The sequence below is a fragment of the Thiohalocapsa sp. genome (assembly GCF_019695415.1).
Classification (GTDB): domain Bacteria; phylum Pseudomonadota; class Gammaproteobacteria; order Chromatiales; family Chromatiaceae; genus Thiohalocapsa.
The window spans coordinates 1-1,541 of record NZ_JAIFKJ010000603.1 but is presented as its reverse complement, the minus strand read 5'-3'; the positions used below and the strand labels follow the sequence as shown (position 1 = coordinate 1,541).

Sequence of the window (1,541 nt, the reverse complement as noted above, 5' to 3'; positions counted from 1 at the left end):
GGAACTCTGCCCGATCCGGGGCCGCCTGGGCAGGTGGGGTTGGTGGAGCGCTTACCTTCCAGGACATCACCTGGCGGGACGCATTCGACGGCATCTGAGCCTGCGCCAGTCTGCTGCATGTGCCGACCGCGGAGCTGCCGGACGTGGTGGGCCGACTCCGCGCGGCGCTCAAGCCGAGCGGCATCCTCTATGCGTCCTTCAAGTACGGCAACGGCGAGCGCGAGCACCACGGTCGGCGCTTCACCGATCTGGATGAGCCGGCGCTGGCGGGCCTGTTGGAGCAGGTGCCGGGCCTGGAGCCCGTGGAGACCTGGACCACCGGCGATCGGCGGCCGGGGCGCGAGTCGGAGCGCTGGCTGAATACGCTGCTGCGGAGGACGGAGGCGACTTGCGCCTGCTCCTGACCAGACGGCTGCGTCGGTGCCTCGGCGCGGTGGGCGGTTCGCGGCGGCGACCACGGAGCCGCCCGGTCGCGCAAGGTCTTGGGTGGACGGCGTGGTGTATCCTTCGACGCAAAGCTCACGCAGGCAGGCATTTCTCGGGAGATTCCTATGGCCACACACGAGCAGTACGTCATCGATGAGGCCGGCAAGCGCACAGCGGTCCTTGTCCCACTCCAAGAGTGGGAGCGTATCCAGGCTGCGCTGGAAGAACTGGCAGACATTCGCGCTTATGACGAGGCGAAGCGCCACCCCTCTGATCCGGTTCCCTTCGAGCAGGCGATGGCCGAAATTGAGTCGAATACCGGGGAGTGAGCGGGGCTAAGGGCGTTGGCAATGGCGCGCTGGGAGCTTGTCATCGAGCGCCGCGCTCAGAAGGCGTTGGCGCGTATCGAGAAGCGGGATCGGGACCGTATCGCGAAGGCAATTCGCGCACTCGCGCAGGAGCCGCGATCCCCGGGGGCCAAGAAGCTGGCGGGGCGCGATGTGTATCGGGTACGCGTTGGCGACTATCGGGTGTTGTACGAAATCGACGGTGACCCGGCGTCCGGGTCGCGAGTCGGAGCGCTGGCTGAATACGTTGCTGCGCAGGACGGATTGAGCTTGACGCTCAGTCGACCGCTGTACCTGGCGATCATGGGTTTCGGTTGGATCCGGAACAGACGACCGTTCGGCGGTTGTACCAAACTGATCTGGCCGGGTCGTTCCTGCAGTTCGTCCTGGTGCCTTTCGGCTTGGCAACGCTGGCCGTCGAGATTCTCAGCGGGCATCTGTCCGGCACCGGCCTGCGGTGCTCGGCAGTGCGGGAACCGCGCAGGGTTGGGGTCTCACATGTCACGCGCGCAAATTTACCAGCTTGTGAACGATGTGCAGTGGGAGACACTGGTGACCTGTGCTTGACGGCGACGACTGCAGCGGCAGCGACAGGAGGAGCGGTCACGCGTCGGACTCCAACAACATGTTAGGCGGCGCGCTCGCAGATTTGTACGGGGCAGCAAAGTAGATATTCCCATACCGGGGTCCCCTCTGGGTGGGGATCGCCGGACCAGTACAAGTGCGCAAAGTACGAGGTGACTAAAGTGGTATTAGCAGTCAAAAGCC

General features: G+C 64.9%; 3 protein-coding genes. All 3 read left to right on the top strand.

Going from position 1 to position 1,541, the window contains the following annotated elements; genetic code table 11:
* The first annotated feature begins 119 nt into the window (after window positions 1-119).
* Window positions 120-404 carry a hypothetical protein gene (locus I6U14_RS16545; protein ID WP_296900714.1) on the top strand — a complete coding sequence of 95 codons (285 nt, stop codon included), beginning with the start codon at window positions 120-122 and terminating at the stop codon, window positions 402-404.
* Window positions 405-551: 147 nt separating this feature from the next.
* Window positions 552-755 carry a type II toxin-antitoxin system Phd/YefM family antitoxin gene (locus I6U14_RS16540; RefSeq protein WP_296900712.1) on the top strand — a complete coding sequence of 68 codons (204 nt, stop codon included), beginning with the start codon at window positions 552-554 and terminating at the stop codon, window positions 753-755.
* A 21-nt stretch (window positions 756-776) separates the two neighbouring features.
* Window positions 777-1,340: a type II toxin-antitoxin system RelE/ParE family toxin gene (locus I6U14_RS18345; RefSeq protein ID WP_367115684.1), complete on the top strand. Its 564-nt coding sequence runs from the start codon at window positions 777-779 to the stop codon at window positions 1,338-1,340.
* The last annotated feature ends 201 nt before the right edge of the window (window positions 1,341-1,541 follow it).